Raw genomic sequence first — 17064 nt, 5'->3', positions numbered from 1 at the left:
CGCGAAGTGGACCGGTCGATCCTTAGAACTCGAAGTAAGCATGGCAGCTCCTCAAACATACGATATGACGTCGCAACCACTGTTCCCCAGGACACTGTCAATATATGAAAGATTCATGACGGCGACGCGGGTTTCACTCAGGTCTACGCCACACACGGGCGATGACGACCCGGTGTCTGGCAATCGGTATATACGTAACAAGAACGGGCTTGGATGCGAATGCCTTGGCTAGTGGAACTACCAGGGGCGAGGACAATTCCGTCGCCTTCAAAAAGAGTTGGAAATTCCGTTTCAGCCAAACGGATCGTTCTCGGTAGGTCCGACATAGCATCTGCCATTTAAAGGGCGATGCCTGACAACAAGTCGCATCAAAGTTGCTTGCCAGGAATCCAGTCCTCGCACGTCCGAACCTCCTGTGGGGCGAAACCATAAACCTGTCGAATTACGCATTGCTGCTAGCGCGGACGGCTGGGAACAGCTTTGGACTGGTGCTTTATTTTCAGTTTGTCTTGACCAACACCATACGTCGCGCAGTTGGTTGTAGACCACCACTTTGCGCTCACCCGTGCGTTAGCTCTGGTCACAATTTTCCACTCACACCACGAGAAATGGCCGATCTGTCAGTCATTTACGAGTCAGATCACGGTATTTGCGCGATATTGGCACGCTCCGTGCACGGGGGGCGCATCGAGCCATGAAGCGGGCCCGATGTAGTCGGAGATCTTTTGTCGCTCTTCCTGATTTCCGTGACTTTCAAGGATGCAATGGAGACAAGCAGATGAACATCGCACATACGCGCGCAGGCGGCCAACCGATGGAGGCAGCGGCGGAACAGAGTTCGGCGCAGCATACATTGCCTGGGCGAGCGAGCGCGCAAAGCCATATGATGAAGCCGCTCTGGTCCACGGCGGCGAGCGCGTTGATCGTCGGCGTTAGGTCTGCGCGACGGCAAAGCCCGCACTCGGTGACGAACCGGAGATCAAATTCGACATGGTGCGCTCCGCGGGTGTGGCGAAAGCCGGGTGCTTGCCAAACGCGAAGGCGAAAGTGAATATCGAGTCCGAGGGCGCAGTCGAACACATGCGAGTCAAGGTGGAAGGGTTACCTCCCAACACCGACTTCGACTTTTTCGTCATCCAGGTCCCCAACCCTCCGTTCGGCCTGTCATGGTACCAGGGAGACATCGAGACCGATGGGAGCGGGAAGGGTTCGCAGCGATTTATCGGTCGATCTAGTATCGAGACCTTCATCGTCGCCCCGAACGTGGCGCCGGCTCCGATAGTATTTAACAACGCGTTCCCGGACGTCGGCCAGAACCCGGCCACCTTCCCGGTCCACCAATACCATTTGGGCCTGTGGTTCAACGATCCCAAGGACGCGGTCAAGGCCGGCTGCCCGGGCACCGTGACGCCCTTCAATGGCGAGCACAACGCGGGCATTCAAGTGCTCAACACGAGCAATTTCCCTGACCTGCAGGGACCGTTGTTCAACGTCAAGCCCTGAGCGCAACGGCTCAGGCAATGCCGGGCACGGAAGCCGTCCACCGAATGTCGTTCCACAAAGCGACTGAGGTAACAGTCACGCGTGGCCTTAAAAAGAAGCCGGATGTCTGGCGGCGGATCCGCCCGCACATCCGGCTAATGTCACGAGTGCAAACCACTGGGGCGTGGACGCATTCGTTTCTGCAGGGAAACGGAATTCGTTGGACTGCGCTTTCTGAGCGTCGACGATCTATGGAGGGATTATCGAGCAACTGGTCGTAGGCCGACCGCTGCCCGACGGGCAGTTGGTCGCGCCCCGACCGGGAATGAGCCTTCGCAGTGTGCGCCAGGATGAGACACTCATACTCAACAAACGGCCCTGATTCTCCTTCATCAAAGCGGACGCTCGCGTGAATAACCGCGCCGAGAATAGCCACCAGCCAACCCGCAGGCGCGAACGCCAAATGTGCGGCTTTCGCGACGCACGTCGCACGCAGGCGTTTCACACATGCTTCGGCCTTATCTGCCAGCACTTCGCGTTGCCAAGACATGACGACCGTCTACATCGTGAAGACTGGCGAGAAGTTCCTCTGCACCGCAGAGGACGGCGATATCGGCATGGCACTGGAGATTAAGGAAGCCTCGTCCTTTCTCTCGTACGAGGAAGCGGATAAAGTCGCGCACGAGCACGCCGACCCTGGATGCGAAATCGTCGCCGTCAACATTATGAGAGGCTGATGAGGAGTCCGCTCCTAGGCGTCTAGAGAAAGAGGGCTAGCAATTTAGCGGGTGCCATGCGATATGGACTCATCTACCTGCTGCATGCGTGGCCCCTTTTCGCGTCGACACCTCATCCGGTTAAAACCGTATCGGCAGCACTTCTGGAACTTGCAAGGTTTCACTGGGAAGTGCTTGACAACGGGGACCGCGAGTTGATTGCTAACGTTCTTGCACTGGCGGGCGATTGAAGCTCTCGCAATGGGCAACTGGCTCCGTCTGGCGGGCCTGCGCGAGTGGCGACCGATGCTTGCTTGTCGTGCGTACCCCGGAAGCAGAGTGGTCAGTCATCATCGCTCGTCGACGGCAGGTCGGCCGAACGGTAACGTCATCGCGGTCTGACCTCAATCCGTTTCAACAGGCTCCTGCACGAGCGGCAGCGGACGCGAGGCAATCTTCTCAGCCTCGGCGCGCTTGAGTCCGAGTGTCTGCAGCAGCGTTGCTGCCGTACGCTCGGGGAAATGCTCTCCGTTGAATCCCAGTTCCTTGAGCACGCCTGCCGCCGGTGCACCCGGCGCGACGAAGTTCAGCTCGGCAGCAATCGCGCAGAGGACCGTGCCGCCTACCGAAAGAAAGCCGATGAACGGATCGGCGACCACGAAGCGCTTCGCGGCAATACCGTTGCCGATGTCGCGCAGCAGCCGCTGACCCAGCCCGCGGCTCATCGCACGTGCCGAAAACCCCTCACGTATCAGGAATCGTCCCCACACGGGATCGCGCCGCGCACGCATCACGGTATGGCGAACGGAGACGGAAATCACCTCGGCTGGATCGGAAAGCCCACTCGCGAGGCGATCCAGCATGTCCGCGAAATCTTCGAACACGTTATCGACAAGGATCGCATAAATCGCTTCCTTCGATTCAAAGTGGTTGTAGAAGGAGCCAAATCCGACATCGGCAGCCTCGGTGATTTCGTTGATCGCTACGCCCTCCATGCCCTTTTCGGCCATCAGTCTGAGGGCCGCGTCGAGCAGGCGGCCGCGCGTCTCGCGCTTGCGGCGCGCACCACGTGGCTCGCGTTCTTCGGGAACGGCAACCGGGGCGACTGGCGCCGCACGGCCAGGGCGTTTCGCTGTCCGGGGATTGGCAGTTTTCGGCATGATCGGGTCCGCATTTGTACGTACCCAAGTATAGATGCAACTGTCTACATTGACAAAACTATCAGTAATGAGTTTAATGTCATTAAAGGCATCCGAGGGCCGGTCTAACAAACGACAGATGGAGTGACTGTGGAGACAGGAGCAATAAACGGCGCCGCGCCGTCGAGCCGGCATGGCCAGGTTCGTCCGCCGATGGAAGCAATGCCGCCAGCGGTGGATGTTTTAGTGGTGGGTTGCGGACCGGTAGGTGCAACCATAGCCAATCTGCTGGCACGGCACGGCGTGAAGGTCATGGTTGTCGACAGGTCGACCGAAGTGTTCATGGCGCCTCGTGCGATTGCACTGGACAACGAAGCGCTACGCATCCTTCAGCTTGCAGGCGTTGAGGAGCGCGATTTCGAGACGGTTGCCATACCGTACGTGCATATGAGGTCGCCCAGGTTGGGCCTGTTCGGCAAGGTCAATTCGCTGGGCAGCCTGGATGGCCACCCGAAGCTCGTCACGTTCTACCAGCCCGACCTCGAGCGGTGCCTGCGCGCCCGGCTCGAGACGTACAGCTGCGCCGAGATCCTGCTGGGCGTCCAGTTCAAGAGCTTTACGGAAGACCGGGATCATGTGCTCGCATCACTGGACCTTGGGCACGGGCGTACCCGTGTAGTGCGGGCCCGCTATATGGTCGGCGCCGATGGGGCGAGCTCGCTGGTAAGGCAGCTCATTGGGCAGGAGTTCAAGGGGAAGACGTTCGCAGAGGACTGGCTGATCGTCGATGCGCGGAACGTTCCGCGCCCCATTGACCATATTGAGTTCATCTGCGATCACCGGCGACCGATCCCCCATATGGTCGCGCCTGGCAACCGTGAACGCTGGGAGTTCATGCTGCGCCCGGGCGAGCGTCGCGAGGAGATGGAATCCGAGACTCGCATCCGGGAGTTGCTCTCCCCCTGGGGCAATGTTGAAGACATGATCATTGAGCGCAAGGCCGTGTATCGCTTCCATGCGCGCACCGTCGATGCGTTCAGCAAGGGCCGGGTGTTCCTCGCGGGCGACGCGGCCCACATCACGCCTCCATTCGTCGGGCAGGGGCTGGTCGCTGGACTTCGCGACGCGGCCAATCTTTGCTGGAAGCTCGCATGGGTGGTGTTAGCGCCGGTGTAAAAGCGACGCTAAACGACGGCGCAAGGCTGAGCGGTTCACTCAAGTACAAAGGGGCCGCGCGGGCCCCTTTCGTTGTATGCGCAGCGTTGATCAGAACGGCGGGTCGTGCTCGTTGAACGGCGGCTCGCGTTGCCGGCGATCTTGGCGCAGGACCTGCTGCATGTCGGACAGATAGCGTGCGCAGATCACTTCACGCAGGTCGTCGAGCAGTTCAAACACGGCGAGCGCCTGTTCGGGCGTCCAGTCCGCGGGGACGATGAAGCTTAAGCCGCGGGTGCGGCCGGAAGGCAGCGGCGGGGCTTTCATGAGGACTCGCCTCCTTTGGCGGATTTACCGGGACTGCGCTGGCGGGCGCGTTTTTCGGCCCGTTCACGCGCTTCCTTCAAGCGATACGATTCGCCTTCGATCGGGATGACCTCGGCGTGATGCACGAGGCGATCGACGAGCGACACGACACAGGCGGCGTTCGGGAACACCTCGTGCCATTCGGCAAACGGTCGATTCGATGTAACGATGGTGCTGTTGTTCTGGTATCTCCGGCTGATCAGCTCGAACAGCAGATCGGCGTGGCGATTCGAGTACGAGAGGTAGCCGACCTCGTCGATTACAAGGACGTCGGGCGCAGCATAGCGATGCAGGCGCCGGCGCAGCGTTGAATCGCTATCGAGCGCAGCGAGTTCGCCCAGCATATTGCCGGCGGTGGTGAACAGCACCGTGTGTCCATGCACGAGTGCCTGATGCGCGACGTTCTTCGCCAGTGTCGACTTGCCCACGCCGTTTGGGCCGATGAGCACGACGTTCGCGGCGTCCTTCAGGAACCCGAGTGTCATCAGATCTTCGATGGCGCCGCGATCACACCGCGACGGCCAACTCCAGTCGAAGTCGCACAACGCCTTGAAGCCACCCAGATGCGCATCCTTGATGCGCCGCTCGAGTGATCGGCGCGCCCGTTCGTCTTCCTCCCACTGCACCAGCGGCGCGACCCACGGTTCATGCGCAACCTCGGGCCAGTGGGCAAGCAGCCCGTGCAAACGTAATTCCTGCGCACGCATACGTAATGATTCAAGCGAGCTCATCGGGACCTCCAGCAAGTTGATCGTAGGTATCGAGCCGGTGGGGTTGAACCGGCGCGTCCTTCTGGCGCACGTGCGGCGGTAGGCACACGGCCAGCGGCGGGGGTAATTGACGCGCTTCGCGACGGCGCTCCAGCGCCAGGCGCACGGCATTCGGGTGGGGCACACCGCTTTCGAGCGCATCGCCGATCGCGGCCTGCAATTGCGCGGCGCCGTAGCGATCGAGCATGCGCAGCAGCGCTGCCGTGATGGTGCCCAGGTTCGCACCGCGTTCGGCCGCGCGGCGCAGCAGATCCTGACTGGCGGGGGCGGCCCTGGCCAGGCGATCCATGCCACGATGATGGCGAGCCTCGCGTTTGACGCCGACGAGTGTCTCGATGTGAACCGGCTCTTCGATTTGCGCGCCGCGGTCGTAGCTGCGATCGTGACGCGCAATGACATCGGCACCGTCCAGCACGCGTACCTGCTCGAGATCGGCGCGTACCGTGAGCGTGCGCCGCACGTGCGTGTGCGGGATCGAGTAGTCGTTTAGATCGAAGCGTACATAGGGCGTCTTCCCGACCTTGACGGCGAGCGTTTCCTCAACAGGATACGGGTTCTGCGGTAGCGCAAGCAGCATCGGCTGCTCCTGGGCAAACGCCTGGCGCACACTGATCGCTCGATCCTCCGGGCACGGGCGATCGGCTGCCTGCGTGCGGCACCAGTGCTCGGCTTGCGCATTCAGATCGTCCAGATCGGTGAACTGCCTGGCCGCGAAGAACGCGTCGCGGACATGACGAATTGCACGCTCGACGCGGCCCTTCTCGTTGCCGCGCGCAATCGCCACCGGTCTCGGTTCGAAGCGATAGTGCGCGGCGAAGGCGAGCAGCGTCGGGTGGAAACGAATGGCGTCCCCCTGGCGTTCGAGCACGGCGCTCTTGAGGTTATCGTAGAGGATGACCCTGCCGAGCCCGCCCCAGCGGGTGAAGGCGCCGATATGACCGCGCAGGAAGTTCTCCATGCGCGCGTCGAGGAAGAAGCGCAGATACAGGTCGCGCGAGTACGAGAGCACCATCACGAAGGCCATCAAGGGCCGGCGCGCGCGGCCAATTTGCAGGTGGCCGAAGTGCCCCCAGTCGCATTGCATCTGTTCGCCGGGCAAGGTGCGCAACCGCAGATACGCTTCGGCAGCCGGGCGTGGCCGATGCAGCGAGATCAGATGCCGGAAGTGCGTGGGGCCACCTTGATAGCCGCGCTCGCGCACCATGCCGTACAGGCGGCTGGCGGTAAGCGTTGGGTACTTCTCGAGCGTCTGGCGAATGAACGGCAGGTACGGCTCGATCATCGAAGAGCGCGGCGCCGGACCGTGGCGCGGTAGGCCAGCCTGTGCGAGCACACGTTTGACAGTCCCGCGATGCACGTGCAGTTGCTGCGCGATCGTGCCGCAGCGCCACTTCTCGACGTGGTAGAGCCGCAGGATATGGGCTTCGAGTTCAGCGTCAATCGTCACCGTCAGAGCCTCCTCGGAATCGGTAGATGCAATGAGGAGCTCGACGGCGCAACGGGCCAAGGCGCACGAACGGCGAACAGGCACAGCCGCATAGGTGGCAATGCTTCGTCGCCGGTACCGAGGTTGTGACGCGACGATGAGTGCCAGCGGCGTGCATCGAGTCCGCTGGCAGTAGAGCACTGGGCGCCGTCGCAGGTGAACCGTGATGCGTCACTTTATTGCGTTGCGCCCGATAGCGACGGGCGCGCTGCGCATGGGCAAGACGCCCGCGGCGAGAGCGCTGGTAACGTTGAGCCGCTTCGCGCAAGCTGGCGCGCCGGGCTGCTTGCGCACAGCCGCCGGCGCAATAGATCTGGCCTCGATCACATCGGCGGCAAATGAACACCTGCGTGCGGCAGCGGGCGCACAGGAAGAAACGGCCCGTGGGCAGCATGCCACCGGCATTGCCTTCGGTCATCGGCGATCCCCGTAGAACGCCGAAGACAATGCGATAGACAGGGGCGCACGAGCCGTGGAATACTGCGGCTGCACGCGCTCCTCTGTTAAGCCCCGTGGCTTTGCATTGCGACTTGTGTGGCGCGACTCCGGGGTGAACTTGGCGGTTTACCGGTGTCGCGCCAGTGGTTTCTTCGGCGCTGCGCCTTTCTACCGCAACCGCTCCCCGCCGTCATCCTCAACGCGCTTTGCGCGTCTGCACTCGCCCTACGGGCTCCTTACGACGCACAAAGCGTCATCGATACCCTGCTGTACGTGTTCCCCACACACTGCTCAACGAGAATAGGTCGTCTAACGGCTCAATTCCGAAACGCCGTCGTTTAGTGTCGGATTTAGACCGGCGTTCACAGGTGGTGCAGGGACGTGCAGGCCCGACGATTCTGGAAACCTATGACGAGGAGCGGCGTCCCCACGCGAAGGCGATGATCAAACTAGCAAAATTCATGGGCAAGCTGGTCATGCCGCGAAATGGCGCCGTCGCCCTGTTCACGCATGGGTTGATGCGTCTTTCGAGACTGGCGCCGCGCCTGCGCGCGCAATTCGAGGAGCTGCAGATCAAGCCGAAGAATGCATTTGGCAGCGGACTGTTCGTCCAGGGCCGCTCCTGCGCAAAGCTTGTTCGTGGCGCGGTCATCGCACAAGGCTGGGTTAGAGGTTCGGATGGCACAACACGCCTGAGCGACGACGTGCTCGGGCAGGGTCTCGCCCTGATCGGGTTTGGTATTGACGCCGCGGCTTCGCTCGAGCACGCGACGGCCGCAGCGTTTGCGCGTGCCGGGGGGAGCATCGTTCAGATTGCCCATCGCGGGCAACGGCTGCATCTTGCCCCGTTAGACAGCTGGGAAGACCTCGAAGGCGTATTCCTTCCCGGGCTGGTGCCCGTCGGGTGGGTCGCCGTAGTTCGGCCCGACAGGACGATTGTCCACGATGGTCCGGTCGCCGACGCAAACCGTATCGTGCGTGAGAGTCTGGACTTGCTGTGTAACCCCGTCAGTGCGCCGACGCTTGAACCCGAATACGCCATCCGAACCGTCTGATTTCTTTTCCGCCATGAAACTCACCACTGCACAGCCGGCCCGTCACCCCGATCCCACGACAAAAGCGTCGGCATTGGCCTATCTGATGTTCGACCGGCCAGACCTCGAGAAAGCCGAACAGTTTCTCAATGACTTCGGGCTTCGAACCGTATCGCGCGGTGAAGCGCTTCTGCTGCTTCGGGGAACGGCTGCTTCCCACTTCTGCTATGTCGTCCGGAAGGCATCCAAATCCCGTTTCGTCGGCTTCGGGTTACAGGTAGATAACAGGGCAGATCTTGATGCGCTTGCAAAACTGCCTGGCGCTTCGGACGTCGAACGCTCGCAATTGCCCGGCGGCGGCTATGTGGTACGACTAACAGATCCTTCGGGCTTTCGCGTCGACGCGATATGGGGCCAGGCGCCAGCTGCCACGCTGTCCCATCGGTCACCTTTGCCATTCAACTCCGTGGATGCAGCCGTCCGGATCAACGGGACGCAGCGGCTGCCCGAGCATGCGCCAGAAATTATCCGGCTTGGCCACATCGTGCTTGAACTCGCGGACTACCAGGAAACCTGCGCATGGTATGCGCAACATTTCGGCTTCATCCCCAGCGACGTCCAGGTGCTTCCCGATGGCTCACCCGTCGTCGCGTTCATGCGGCTTGATCTCGGCGACAAGCCGGCCGATCACCACACGCTCGCACTCGCGCAAGGCTTCATTCCCACGTATAGCCACAGCGCCTACGAGGTCGTCGACGCCGATGCAGTCGGCATGGGGCAGCGCGTGCTGCGCGAAAAGGGCTGGACGCATGCGTGGGGAATTGGGCGCCATATCCTGGGCAGCCAGATCTTCGACTACTGGCAGGACCCGTGGGGCGACAAGCACGAGCACTATTGCGACGGCGACCTTTTTACGGCTGAGGTGCCGACGGGTTTGCATGCCGTCAGCCGCGAGGCAATGGCGCAATGGGGACCGACAATGCCACGCAGTTTCACAAAGCCCAGATTCACGCCAGCGAGCATCGTGGCGCTCCTCGGCAACCTGCGCCGCAGCCCCGACCTGACATTGAGCAAGCTGCGGGCGCTGGCAAAGATTTTCGCCTGAACAAAACCCTTCCATGGAATCCGGAGATCGATAAATGGCACTTCACATTCTGCATTACCTGCATCATGGCCGCGCCCAGTGGGGCGTGGTAGCAAATGGCGCTATCACGCCGATTCCGGGCGAGTTCAGGTCAACCGCCGAGTTTATCGAGGCCAATCCCGTTGAACGGCTGCTGGTGCTGAGCGGTCCGACGATTCCCGAATCGGAAGTGCAATGGTTGTCGCCGGTGACCATCAATCAGCAGTTCATCTGTCAGGGCGCGAACTACCGACAGCATATGATTGAGTCCGGCATGGACCCGGATGTGAAGAAGTTCAACATGATCTTCACGAAGGCGACCAGTTGCATCGTTCCGGCCGACTCGACCCTTGTGAAGCCGAACGAGGTGCGGTTTCTTGACTATGAAATCGAACTCGGTCTTGTGCTCAAACGTGACATCACGTCGCGCGAAACGGTCACCGACGAGAACCTGCATGAGTACATCGCCGGCGCCGTGATCGTGAACGACTATTCCGCGCGTGACATCCAGATTCCGCAGATGCAGTTCTACAAGGGCAAGAGCTATCGCACGTTTGGCCCGGTGGGTCCCTATCTTTGCCTGCTTGAGAAAGCGGACATTCCGAAGTTGAAGGAGCTCGTGCTGACGCTGACCGTGAACGGCACAGTCCGTCAGAACGACTCCACTGCGGGACTCGTCTATGGGCCTGCAGAGACCCTGACGGAGCTTTCCGGCGTACAGGACCTGCGCGCCGGGGACCTGCTCGCGACTGGGACGCCCTCCGGTTGCGCACTAAGCGTTCCGTCACCCGAAAAGCAACGCGCCGCGGCGCAGTTGCCTGAAGCGGAAAAATGGCGGCTGTTTCTCCAGATGCAGGCGGAAAGGCCGCAGTACCTGCAGGTCGGGGACGTCGTGGAGGCGCAGATCGTCAGCTATGACCGCTCGATCAATCTTGGCGTCCAACGCAACGTTGTCATGGAAGACGCAGCATGAAAGGCGTCACAAGCATGGACGATGTCCTTGCCATCGAAAGGCAGGGACCACCGGCGGATCTGCCAACGAGCACTTACGAGATGATCTGCCGGGGCGCTGCGATTAATCCGTCCGCACCCGCGCTCTCATTCTTTGCAACGGCCGATGACTACCGGTACGCAGAGCGCTGGACATACAGTGAGCTCGTGCACGATGTCACGCGGACCGCGAACATGTTTGCGCAATTGGGCGTGCAACACGACTCGGTCATCGCATATGTACTGCCGAACCTCCCCGAGACGCATTTCGTCATCTGGGGCGGCGAGGCGGCCGGAATTGTCTGCGCGATCAATCCGCTCCTTGAAGCGGAAGCCATCGGCGAACTGCTCAACGCCTCAGGGGCCAGCGTGCTCGTCACGCTGGCGCCGTTTGGGGGCACCGACCTTTGGCAAAAAGTGCGAGCAGTGTTGCATACGGTTCCCACCCTGAAGGATCTGGTGCTCGTCAATCTGGCTGACCGTATGCCGGGCGAAGAGCACTTTGCGGTCGGGATGCTTCAACGTTTGCGAAGCGCGGCTCCTTCCCAGATCCGTATCCACGACTTCAACACTGCAATCGCAGGTGAGTCTGGGGCGGCGCTCAGCAGCACGCGTCGGATAAGCATCGATGATGAATCGTCCTACTTCTGCACGGGCGGCACCACGGGACTCCCAAAGATTGCGATGCGCCGGCATGGCAACGAGGTGGCCAATGCGTGGAACGCGGGTCAATTCTTCGGTGAATCCATTGGCCCAGGCAAAACGATTCTGTGCGGATTACCGCTTTTCCACGTCAACGCCGTGACGGTGACAGGTCTGCTGGCGTTCTCGCGTGGTGCCCACGTCGTGCTCGGCACGCCGCAAGGGTATCGCGGCGAGGGGGTTGTCAAGCGCTTCTGGGAAATTGTCGAGCACTACCGCGTCAACTTCTTCAGCGGTGTGCCAACGCTCTACGGGTCGCTACTGGATGTCCCGGTCGAAGAGCACGATATCAGCTCGCTCGAGTATGGCCTGTGCGGGGCTGCACCCATGCCCGCCGAATTACTTCGCACCTTCCAGCACCGTACAGGAATAAGAATCCTTGAAGGCTACGGCCTTACCGAAGGGACCTGCATTAGCAGCGTTAACCCGTCGCTTGGCGAGCGCAGGGTCGGTTCGATTGGTCTTCGTTTGCCCGGTCAGGCAATGAAAGCAGTGGTGGTCGATGAAACCGGCAGGTATGTACGGGATTGCGTTGCCGATGAGGTCGGCCAACTGGTTATCTCCGGTCCAAACGTGTTCGCTGGCTATATCCGGCCGGAGCAGAACAGCGGCATCTGGATGGAGTCAGGTGATGGCGGCCGCTGGCTCAATACCGGCGATCTCGGGCGCTGTGACGCCGACGGTTATTTCTGGCTCACCGGCCGTAAGAAGGAGCTGATTATCCGTGGCGGACACAACATCGATCCGGCGGCAATCGAGGAACCACTTCACCGCCATCCCGCAGTCCAGATTGCCGCAGCCGTGGGTCGCCCCGATATCCATGCGGGTGAGTTGCCGGTTGCATATGTCCAGCTAAAACCAGGCACCACCGCAACCGAAGCGGAACTGGTGGAGTTTCTGCGTCACGAGATCAGCGAGCGTGCCGCGTGTCCAAAGGGAATACGGATCGTGGATGCGATGCCACTGACAGGCGTCGGCAAGATATTCAAGCCTGCGCTGAGACGACGCGAAACGGAAGACGCGGTTAAGTCGGCACTCGTCGCGGTCGGCCTCGAGGATGCATCCGTCAGCATCATTGAAGACAGTTCGCGCGGGATTTCGATGCACGTCGAACTTCCCGACCCCGCGCTGGAAGCCTTGGCGACTTCCGCACTCGGACGTTTTCCGTTCGCATTTTCCGTGTCGGCTGCCGCGAAGCCGCAGAACAATCGTGATAGTCCGGAAGCGACCGAGGTGCCTGGCAGGCCAAGGTAACAGGAGCAAAGGCATTGGCGGGAACGTAAAGTCACGTGCAAGTGGCCGATACCGTACCCCAGACGCTGGTGGCATGAGTCAAGAACTCGAAACGATTTTGATGGGAAAGAGAACGAGTACTACCTCGGAAAGGTCCTTGCGTTCGCTTGTCGAAAAATGGCTCGGGCCGACTTCTGCGGCGCCGGTTAGGGTTACGCGATTCGGTCATGCGGGCTCGAATCGGAAACACTATGTGCGTATCGAACTAATGCTGCCGACAGGACCGGTTGGACTGTTTTTCTTCCGGCACCGCGACGGTGCGTGGTGTGTGTTCCCGCCCGAGGCTGAGCGCCTTGCGATGCGCGCTTACTAGCGTGCATGGCGGTTGAGGGGGAATCTGTATCAGTACCTATGCGGAACGGACAGAGTACAGGTAACTGGACGGCTTTAAATTCCGCTACCGGCAGGTACGGTGTAGACGGAACCGCAAAAGGTCACGCGTAAGTTTTTTACAAACCGAGTTTGAGCGAGGTACCGGTGTTCTATATATCGATACCGTCATTGATATATTTAGTATGACTACGTAACAGAAGACACCGTTGACCTTCATAGCCGGACGAAGACTATGGAGAACGACACAACCCCATTGGCAGAGCGCGGATTGGTTCCGCGGGATGCACTGGCGTTCATAAAAATGTCCATGCAACGAGACAGGAGACGACACGTGAAAAATTGCAGGCGAATAATCAGCACTGCCGGTATGGCGGCTTGTATCTTCTCAGCCGCGCTTACCGACGATGCTAATGCGCAATCGGCCGGAAGCATCACGCTGTCAACGGGATGGCTTCACATTGCGCCGCAGGGCGATGCATCGCCACTAACCGTGCAAAGCATTGGCGGTGTAACGGTGAATCAGCAGTTGCCCGCCAGTGGGGCGCATCCGACTTCTTCGGATACTGTGGGAATTACCACCGAGTACTACGTCACGGACAACATCGGTGTCGCCATGCTTTTCGGTCTGCCACTCAAAGTAAATCTGGTTGGCGATGGGACGCTACAGAAGTACGGCAACCTCGGCTCGACAAAGCCGATGCCGCCCGCCATCGAACTTCGATACCACCTGTTTTCAGCCGCGTCGAAATTCCGTCCATTCGTTGGTCTGGGCGTGAACTATACGTGGTTCACGCAGGTCCGGATTTCCAATGGCCAGTTTGTCACGGATAGCCTTGGGCCAGGCGGTTCGGCTCATGCGGAACTCAGTTCGTCGTGGAATCCCGTATTCGAGATCGGGGCAAATTACGCGATTACAAAACACTGGTCGGTCGGAACCTCTGTCGGTTACGTGCCAGTGACAACCCACCTTACGTTATACGGTCAGACCGCAACGGGAACGCAGATCGTTTCCAGATCGACGCTCAGACTTAATCCGCTTAACGTCTTCGTGAACGTCGACTATACGTTCTAGCGCGTACAACCAGGCGAGACGTTTGAAGCTCATCAAAGACATGGGATACGACATATCACGGCACACGCTTTTGCACCGGGGCCCGGCGTTAGCCGGTCGCCAACCCACAGCCCGGCATGACCGCGCTCGCCCGGGGAAGCGGTCAGTCGTGCCCTCATGCCATCGCTTGTGCAGTAAAGCTTCCCTTTGGACCGAATAATGAAACGACAGGGTCCTCAAGACCATTCCTTTTGCCTTGCCCACGGTCCTTGACCTGACGGCGCGCCGCTTTCCCGCTTATCGTGATGGGCTCAATCCAGATTTTAATTCTTAATTGATAATATGGTCATGTATGAGTTTAATATCGTTATACGGGGTCGACCGCATTCACAATGTAGGGCGATGTCATGGACGCAGCCGCGCGGCTGGCTCACAGTCGGAAATTCACCGGACCATCATCATGCACGTACAGCAAAAGCATGCACCCGGTCGCCAGAGTCGTATGTTGTGTCGACCGTGCAGCACTCGATATCAAGTGCCAGCCGCAGCTACAAGCCGTTCGTGGCATCGCCTCGTATCGCCGAACGTCCGCAGTGGCTGACGTCTTGTCATCGAGCGAAAATATCGAGCGGCCGCTCGATGTCCCTGACCTACCGTGGCGAATGTGACGACACAACCGACGATATCTGCACAGAGACATGCGTCGGCCGGAGCGGGTAGTTCGCTGGGGACCACTACCTCGCACACGGCGCTGGCTGTCTACATGCGTCGCAGTCTCGCAGCGCACCTGTCGTGAATCTCACAGACGACCGGAACACGGTAGTCGAGACGCCAGCCATCAGTAAATAGCGACGCCAGTGTCTTTTCCGTCCTGAGGTCGATTGTTGCGAGGACATCGGGTGCGAACTCGGCGTCTATCCGTGCGATGCCAATGCGTTCCTGCCATTCAGATTGCGCGCCGTTGGCGTGCATCCAGATACGGGACAGTTCAACCAGGTGATCCGTCCTGAGCCAGTCTCCCGTACGCGCCATGGCGACAAGCTCACCAACTACGAGATAGCAGAGCATCTCGGCGCGCGCGTTGTCGTCGAAGATCATCGGCATGGACAGGATGACATTGGAGCGCGGGGTGTTGCCGGTGAGGATGCCGTTCGCCCGCGAGCGGCCGACATGCATCGTGCGACGCTTTGCATTGCGCGCTCACGGTCGCGCGAAATCGTCCGCTGTCAGCTCAAGCTGCGCCGTCGGATGGGCAAGCACCTTGCGTTCGGCGATCGCCCTGATGCGGGCGTATCCGTTGCGGAAGGCTCTCAGGACACGAACGTCATCGGCGTCGGGTTCAAGCCAGAAGTAATCCTGCAGCGCCTTGATCGTGACCATGCAATCAACCGTGCCATCTGGGCGGAGCAGGTTGAATGACACGCCACGGCGACCGGCAAGCAGCTGGGGTTCGAGTTCTAGGGTGGTTTCCATGGCAATCAGCGAGCAATGCAAAAAAGCGTGTGAATGATTGTTGCACAGACGATGCGGCCTGAATATTGGGATTCTGTGATTTTGGGGCATTCTTCGGCGGCCCGCTGGGTTATTCCTTCATCGACCAGCAACTTCGACGCCAAGGGTGCGAGCGCAATTGCCTGTTTCCTGGTCATCGGAGAACTGGTAGCAAGGGCTGGAACCGACGACTGGACGCGGACTGGCATCTCAACTCCCGCTCGCCCGCCGCGCGCGATCTCCATCAGATGCGCGGACCCGCTTTCATCGTTTTTGGCAAGTTAGCCCTGTTCAAAACCCCCATGTAACCTTTTGATTTTATTAGGATGCAAATGGGCGTTTTTGCCCCCGGAAGCGGGGCGCGTGGACTCCTGTATGTCTTTGAATTTGCGGGTTTTTTCGACTTTTGCTGGGTATTGTCACTTCGATAGGGTGCATCGGCCGGAAACCCTTGTCCGGCTTGAGCTGTCGGGCGATACCAGTCGACGCTCGTTGATTGAACAGGCAGCGAGAACTGGTTCCGCGATCTCGACGCCGATAGTTCGCGTTCAAACAAATCGCCGGAATGCTGAAGCGACGCGTTTTAACGTCGGCTCTGGAGAGCGCTCTCGAACTGGTGCTATCGGCCACATTCAGCCATTCTGCGGCGCCTCCAAAATCGTCAACAATCAATCAACGCGCATCCAGTAGTCCACGTTACCAGGGCACGTGCATTCCAGCCGTTGCGCAATTCAACCGGCGACACGCACAGCTTTTCGAATTCACTCGTTTACTTGACAGGGCACTTGCACGATTCTGCAATGTACATGTTGCGTTTTTCACCGGATAGCGAGAGCCCTTTTACGGCAATCGCGCGCTGGGCGAACGAGGTTTCCGTGCTGCGCCACGCGTGTCATGACGCGCTTAATGGACAGCCGCAAATGGTCGCGCGTGTCGCGGAGGCGTGAATCCGATCTTCGAGGGGTATCTGTAACCATGTTCAATATTCTCCTCGTCCCGCTGGACGGCTCACCCCAGACTGTCCACGTCGTCGAGCTGGCCGGCCGTGTGGCGGCACCCGGTACGGCAACCGTACACCTTCTATGCGTTGTCGACCCATCCTACGCGTTGCCTCCCGGTTGCGAGGACGGTGTCGCGCCCGATGGCCTGACCTATCCGTGCGCACATGCGCAGACGTCGTTCGCACAATCCGTCCTGGCTGCAGCTGCTGCACAGCTCGCCGCCCGGAACCTTACGGTGGAGCAGCATTTCTGCGCGGGAAATCCACCCGAAGTCGTCGTCGAACAAGCCCGGCAGCTGACTGCGGAAGTCATTGTGATGGGACATCACCATCTGTCACGGCTACGCCGCTGGGCCAACCAGTCAACCTGCGGAATAGTCATCGAGAAGGCGCCCTGTGCGGTACTGATCGAAACCCGGGAGAAGGGCTAACCTCAGGATCCCAGGCAGAGGAGCGTCCGTTTTGGGGAAATACGACCGTCTCTTCGGGGTCGGC

At 59.9% G+C, this 17064-nt stretch carries 14 protein-coding genes and 3 pseudogenes; 11 read left to right on the top strand and 6 right to left on the bottom strand.

The window, feature by feature from the left end:
- Window positions 1-990 precede the first annotated feature (990 nt).
- The 3 genes and pseudogenes from H1204_RS40840 to H1204_RS40830 all read left to right on the top strand — a co-directional run bounded on the left by H1204_RS40840 (window position 991) and on the right by H1204_RS40830 (window position 2219).
- Window positions 991-1503 (top strand): hypothetical protein, encoded by a 513-nt coding sequence (locus H1204_RS40840; protein ID WP_180735802.1) that lies wholly within the window; start codon window positions 991-993, stop codon window positions 1501-1503.
- 391 nt (window positions 1504-1894) lie between these two features.
- A pseudogene (locus H1204_RS40835) lies at window positions 1895-1984 on the top strand (IS6 family transposase); the annotation flags it as partial.
- Between the two features lie 46 nt (window positions 1985-2030).
- Window positions 2031-2219, top strand: coding sequence for a hypothetical protein (locus tag H1204_RS40830; RefSeq protein ID WP_180735801.1), 189 nt, complete (start codon window positions 2031-2033; stop codon window positions 2217-2219).
- Window positions 2220-2602: 383 nt separating this feature from the next.
- Here the strand turns inward: H1204_RS40830 and H1204_RS40825 are convergent, their stop codons facing one another.
- On the bottom strand, window positions 2603-3358 hold the full coding sequence (locus H1204_RS40825) for a TetR/AcrR family transcriptional regulator (RefSeq protein ID WP_180736269.1): 756 nt from the start codon (window positions 3356-3358) through the stop codon (window positions 2603-2605).
- A gap of 201 nt (window positions 3359-3559) precedes the next feature.
- Here H1204_RS40825 and H1204_RS40820 point away from each other — a divergent pair.
- Window positions 3560-4498 (top strand): annotated as a pseudogene (locus H1204_RS40820) (FAD-dependent monooxygenase); the annotation flags it as partial.
- Window positions 4499-4603: 105 nt separating this feature from the next.
- On the opposite strand, the gene H1204_RS40815 reads toward H1204_RS40820, so the two are convergent.
- Genes H1204_RS40815 through istA form a run of 3 tightly spaced genes read right to left on the bottom strand, consistent with a single transcriptional unit; the run spans window position 4604 to window position 7075 of the window.
- Window positions 4604-4819 carry a hypothetical protein gene (locus H1204_RS40815; protein ID WP_180729656.1) on the bottom strand — a complete coding sequence of 72 codons (216 nt, stop codon included), beginning with the start codon at window positions 4817-4819 and terminating at the stop codon, window positions 4604-4606.
- Window positions 4816-5589 carry an IS21-like element helper ATPase IstB gene (istB, locus tag H1204_RS40810; RefSeq protein WP_180729655.1) on the bottom strand — a complete coding sequence of 258 codons (774 nt, stop codon included), beginning with the start codon at window positions 5587-5589 and terminating at the stop codon, window positions 4816-4818. The genes H1204_RS40815 and istB overlap by 4 nt, the downstream gene beginning before the upstream one ends.
- The gene (istA, locus tag H1204_RS40805) at window positions 5576-7075 is read right to left on the bottom strand and encodes an IS21 family transposase (protein ID WP_180735800.1); all 1500 of its coding nucleotides are present in this window, start codon (window positions 7073-7075) and stop codon (window positions 5576-5578) included. Before istA ends, istB begins: the two co-directional genes overlap by 14 nt.
- A gap of 205 nt (window positions 7076-7280) precedes the next feature.
- On the opposite strand from istA, the gene H1204_RS40800 reads away from it, so the two are divergent.
- From H1204_RS40800 to H1204_RS40775, 6 genes and pseudogenes are all read left to right on the top strand, one after another.
- Complete coding sequence (locus H1204_RS40800; protein ID WP_180729654.1) at window positions 7281-7547, top strand: hypothetical protein; 267 nt, start codon at window positions 7281-7283, stop codon at window positions 7545-7547.
- Between the two features lie 361 nt (window positions 7548-7908).
- Window positions 7909-8607, top strand: a pseudogene (locus tag H1204_RS40795) (3-(3-hydroxyphenyl)propionate hydroxylase); the annotation flags it as partial.
- A gap of 13 nt (window positions 8608-8620) precedes the next feature.
- The gene (locus H1204_RS40790) at window positions 8621-9691 is read left to right on the top strand and encodes a VOC family protein (RefSeq protein ID WP_180735798.1); all 1071 of its coding nucleotides are present in this window, start codon (window positions 8621-8623) and stop codon (window positions 9689-9691) included.
- Window positions 9692-9725: 34 nt separating this feature from the next.
- A complete protein-coding gene (locus H1204_RS40785; RefSeq protein ID WP_180735797.1) occupies window positions 9726-10682 on the top strand; it encodes a fumarylacetoacetate hydrolase family protein in 957 nt (318 codons plus the stop codon).
- On the top strand, window positions 10679-12655 hold the full coding sequence (locus tag H1204_RS40780) for an acyl-CoA synthetase (protein WP_180735796.1): 1977 nt from the start codon (window positions 10679-10681) through the stop codon (window positions 12653-12655). The genes H1204_RS40785 and H1204_RS40780 overlap by 4 nt, the downstream gene beginning before the upstream one ends.
- A gap of 739 nt (window positions 12656-13394) precedes the next feature.
- On the top strand, window positions 13395-14099 hold the full coding sequence (locus tag H1204_RS40775; RefSeq protein WP_180736267.1) for an OmpW family outer membrane protein: 705 nt from the start codon (window positions 13395-13397) through the stop codon (window positions 14097-14099).
- Between the two features lie 738 nt (window positions 14100-14837).
- Here H1204_RS40775 and H1204_RS40770 read toward each other — a convergent pair.
- Window positions 14838-15254, bottom strand: coding sequence for a hypothetical protein (locus H1204_RS40770; RefSeq protein ID WP_180735795.1), 417 nt, complete (start codon window positions 15252-15254; stop codon window positions 14838-14840).
- Between the two features lie 24 nt (window positions 15255-15278).
- Entirely contained in the window at window positions 15279-15551 is a 273-nt protein-coding gene (locus tag H1204_RS40765) for a DUF1488 family protein (RefSeq protein ID WP_180735794.1), read from the bottom strand.
- 993 nt (window positions 15552-16544) lie between these two features.
- Between H1204_RS40765 and H1204_RS40760 the strand changes: the two genes are divergently transcribed.
- Window positions 16545-17000, top strand: coding sequence for a universal stress protein (locus H1204_RS40760; protein ID WP_007741014.1), 456 nt, complete (start codon window positions 16545-16547; stop codon window positions 16998-17000).
- Window positions 17001-17064 lie beyond the last annotated feature (64 nt).

The organism is Paraburkholderia sp. PGU19 (assembly GCF_013426915.1).
In the GTDB taxonomy this organism is placed as follows: domain Bacteria; phylum Pseudomonadota; class Gammaproteobacteria; order Burkholderiales; family Burkholderiaceae; genus Paraburkholderia.
The sequence above is the reverse complement of the archived record's forward strand: the minus strand, read 5'-3'. Positions and strand labels throughout refer to the sequence as shown.

Bases quoted from the DNA above. Each gene is read 5' to 3' on its own strand.
- H1204_RS40840 (WP_180735802.1), top strand. From the start codon at position 991: ATGGTGCGCTCCGCGGGTGTGGCGAAAGCCGGGTGCTTGCCAAACGCG.
- H1204_RS40830 (WP_180735801.1), top strand. From the start codon at position 2,031: ATGACGACCGTCTACATCGTGAAGACTGGCGAGAAGTTCCTCTGCACC.
- H1204_RS40825 (WP_180736269.1), bottom strand. From the start codon at position 3,358: ATGCCGAAAACTGCCAATCCCCGGACAGCGAAACGCCCTGGCCGTGCG.
- H1204_RS40815 (WP_180729656.1), bottom strand. From the start codon at position 4,819: ATGAAAGCCCCGCCGCTGCCTTCCGGCCGCACCCGCGGCTTAAGCTTC.
- istB (WP_180729655.1), bottom strand. From the start codon at position 5,589: ATGAGCTCGCTTGAATCATTACGTATGCGTGCGCAGGAATTACGTTTG.
- H1204_RS40800 (WP_180729654.1), top strand. From the start codon at position 7,281: ATGCGTCACTTTATTGCGTTGCGCCCGATAGCGACGGGCGCGCTGCGC.
- H1204_RS40790 (WP_180735798.1), top strand. From the start codon at position 8,621: ATGAAACTCACCACTGCACAGCCGGCCCGTCACCCCGATCCCACGACA.
- H1204_RS40785 (WP_180735797.1), top strand. From the start codon at position 9,726: ATGGCACTTCACATTCTGCATTACCTGCATCATGGCCGCGCCCAGTGG.
- H1204_RS40780 (WP_180735796.1), top strand. From the start codon at position 10,679: ATGAAAGGCGTCACAAGCATGGACGATGTCCTTGCCATCGAAAGGCAG.
- H1204_RS40775 (WP_180736267.1), top strand. From the start codon at position 13,395: ATGGCGGCTTGTATCTTCTCAGCCGCGCTTACCGACGATGCTAATGCG.
- H1204_RS40770 (WP_180735795.1), bottom strand. From the start codon at position 15,254: ATGCATGTCGGCCGCTCGCGGGCGAACGGCATCCTCACCGGCAACACC.
- H1204_RS40765 (WP_180735794.1), bottom strand. From the start codon at position 15,551: ATGGAAACCACCCTAGAACTCGAACCCCAGCTGCTTGCCGGTCGCCGT.
- H1204_RS40760 (WP_007741014.1), top strand. From the start codon at position 16,545: ATGTTCAATATTCTCCTCGTCCCGCTGGACGGCTCACCCCAGACTGTC.